We start from the raw sequence: 2,764 nt of genomic DNA, 5'->3' as shown, positions 1-2,764 counted from the left end.
TGCCCGCATTGAATCGCTGGATATGACAGGGCATAGGCTTGAGATACGGCTTTTTCCTGTGAACCCTGGAGACAAAGCCCTGCTTGTCCATGACGGCTTCATTGGCTTTTGACTGATAGGCCGTGTCGGCCCAGGCATCAGACGCGGTATTGCTGCGGTCGAGCAGACCTTCTCTCAATCTCGCACCATCGCTGGCCGCGGCATCTGTCGCTTTTCCATTTCCGGATCAACCTGAACTTCCGGTCGATGGAAATATGCGATTTATAGCCAAAGAACGGGATGGCGAGATCCGTTGACGGGGATCGCTCCGTCATTCTGCCGTTTTGCCTTGGTGAACTTCAGCGTCCAACGCGCATGGCAATCCTTGTGGGACAGCTTTGCTGGTTTGTCCTGCCAGTTCTGTGGGATCCGTCCCATCCGAAGATCCGCCTTCTCCGCGTTGGTATTGCGCTGCTTTGGAGCCGCCACCAGCGTTGCGTCTAGGATCTGGCCTGAATCGGGAGAGAACCAGCGTTCCGTAGGGTTGCGTCAAAGCGATTGAACAGGCCATCGATCGCATCCGCCTGTGTCAGACGCTCGCGAAACAGCCAGACCGTTCTGGCATCAGGTACCCGGTCCGACAGACCCAGACCAAGGAAACGCATAAAAGACAGGCGGTCGTTGATCAGGTATTCCGTCCGCTCGTCTGAAAGGTTGTTCAGCGTCTGGATCACCAGGATTTTGAACATCAGAACTGCATCAAAGGGCGGACGCCCGCCTTTGCTTCCATCCGAATAGGCCAGATCCTGAGCCAGATCAGGGCGGAACACCTCAAAATCCACAGTCCGGGAAAACCCTTCAAGCTGATCGCCAAGCCCGCTCAAACGAGCAAGCCGCTCTTCAACATCAAAGAAACCCGGCTGTTCATTATTCATTCATCCACCCAATCACCACAGGAGGCATGGGATCACAGATACGCACTCAAAACCATGGAGTGTTTAGAACCCTCCATCTACTCTATAGCGCTCCATGACCAGATCGCAGATGTCAAAATTTTCGGGCGTGGGTACGGTCTGCACTGGGAGGCGCTGGATCTGAACCTGTGCTGACCGGCTTGATGGCCGAGCGTTTTGGGTCACGCGGAACGGAAGGCGCCGATCGTCTTCGCATCGGCTCGGCTCTGGCGATCCTGAGCCGCGAGGCTGGATTGAGCAATGCCGATGTTGAGGCGCTGAAGCCCCCTCGAACCTCCCCCACGCCGTCATAGTCAGCAGCTACGATCTTCCTTGACAAAGTAAGGAATTTTCCTTACTGATACTGAAGGTCAAATTTGGAGCCAACCATGGGCGCACTGCTGAAAGAAGAAAGCACGATCACCGCCAAGGGCCAGACGACTGTTCCCAAGAGCGTCCGGCAGGCTTTGGGCGTGGACTATGGCGGGCGCATCGCCTTCTTGGTGGACGATCAGCGCCGGGTCTATGTCGAGAAGGCAACGGAAGAGGCCAGCGATCCGGTCGTGGATCGCTTCCTCAAATTTCTGGCGCAGGACATGAGCAAACACCCCGGCACATCCGTCGCCGCGCTGCCCGCCAGCCTGCGTGATCGTGCGGCTGCGCTTGTCGGGAACATGGACGTTGACCTCGATGCCGAGATTGACGGGGATGTAGCGCTCTAGCCATGCTGACGATCAATGGCTGGACCATTCTCGCGCATCCCCTTTTTCTTGATCAGTTGGAAAAGCTGACCGCCACTGTCGAGGCGTTGAAGGCAAGGAAGCCCGACGAATATCAGAGGAACGCCAGCACGAAGCTCTTGGCCGCTTTGAACAAGCTGGTGTTCCAGACAATCCCTGCAGATCCGAGCGCAACCGTCTATCGGCAGGGCTCGACACTTGGCGAGGCGCACAAGCACTGGTTCCGGTCGAAGTTCGGCAATGGCCGCTTTCGCCTGTTCTTCCGCTATAACACGACCGCGAAAGTCATCATCTTCGCCTGGGTAAATGATGAAACGACCTTGCGGACCTATGGCGCAAAGACCGACGCCTACAAGGGGTTCAAAAGGATGCTGGAGGACGGCAACCCGCCTGACGATTGGGCCGCGCTTCACAAGGCTGCGTCCGAGCAGGTCGCAGTGGATCGCTTGGAAAAAACCTCAACTCCGAACCCCTGATGAATGCTATTGAACGTTACCGGATAGGGCGTCGCCCTTCGGGCCGGACTTTCGGTTGCGCTAGAACCACGCAACGGGCGCGTTTCCGCCATTCGGCTTCAATCCCATAATGCAAGGGCGTCGGCGGACACTTCGTTAGAGTCCCATCCAACTGGCGGGTCAGCGTCCGGAAACTCGGATCATCCGTTCGGCCTGGTAGTGGATGCCGCACTACATTTCAATCCAGAGGTGAACGAGCCGAATACTGCCAAGCCCCGAACTGCGAGCGTGAGCAGAAGTGAGGCCCGCCACGCGCGATGGCGGATCATACTCTAAGAGCGACAGCTTGTTAGCGGCAGACCAGCCCTCAACGGCGTCACTTTCAAGACCGTCGATCCAGTCGTCGAGTTGGACCGTCCACGATGGGATGTCTCGCTCCTACACGTAGGCGATCATCGCCGCCCGATCGTGTGACAAGCCGTGATGTCCCGCCTTGAAGCGTTGCACGCCGCCAGTCGGCGATCTTCGCGCCCGTCAGCAGCGTTCGGAGCGGCCGGCAGACGGATTTGCCGTCGGGGCCCGCGAAGTCGGGTTCGTACGCGCAGCGGAACAGCTGGATCGCGCCGCGTCCCGCGCG

At 57.9% G+C, this 2,764-nt stretch carries 2 protein-coding genes and 1 pseudogene; 2 read left to right on the top strand and 1 reads right to left on the bottom strand.

Annotation, left to right across the window (positions count from 1 at the left end; translation table 11 throughout):
• A pseudogene (locus tag JCM25146_RS20230) lies at positions 1-914 on the bottom strand (IS5 family transposase); the annotation flags it as partial.
• Between the two features lie 407 nt (positions 915-1,321).
• On the opposite strand from JCM25146_RS20230, the gene JCM25146_RS15695 reads away from it, so the two are divergent.
• Both JCM25146_RS15695 and JCM25146_RS15690 read left to right on the top strand, forming a co-directional pair.
• A complete protein-coding gene (locus tag JCM25146_RS15695; protein WP_025829225.1) occupies positions 1,322-1,654 on the top strand; it encodes a type II toxin-antitoxin system PrlF family antitoxin in 333 nt (110 codons plus the stop codon).
• A 2-nt stretch (positions 1,655-1,656) separates the two neighbouring features.
• On the top strand, positions 1,657-2,148 hold the full coding sequence (locus tag JCM25146_RS15690; RefSeq protein WP_025829224.1) for a type II toxin-antitoxin system YhaV family toxin: 492 nt from the start codon (positions 1,657-1,659) through the stop codon (positions 2,146-2,148).
• Positions 2,149-2,764 lie beyond the last annotated feature (616 nt).

It is taken from the genome of Acetobacter okinawensis JCM 25146 (genome assembly GCF_000613865.1).
GTDB classification, from domain to species: domain Bacteria; phylum Pseudomonadota; class Alphaproteobacteria; order Acetobacterales; family Acetobacteraceae; genus Acetobacter; species Acetobacter okinawensis.
This window is presented reverse-complemented; position numbering and strand designations above follow the sequence as displayed.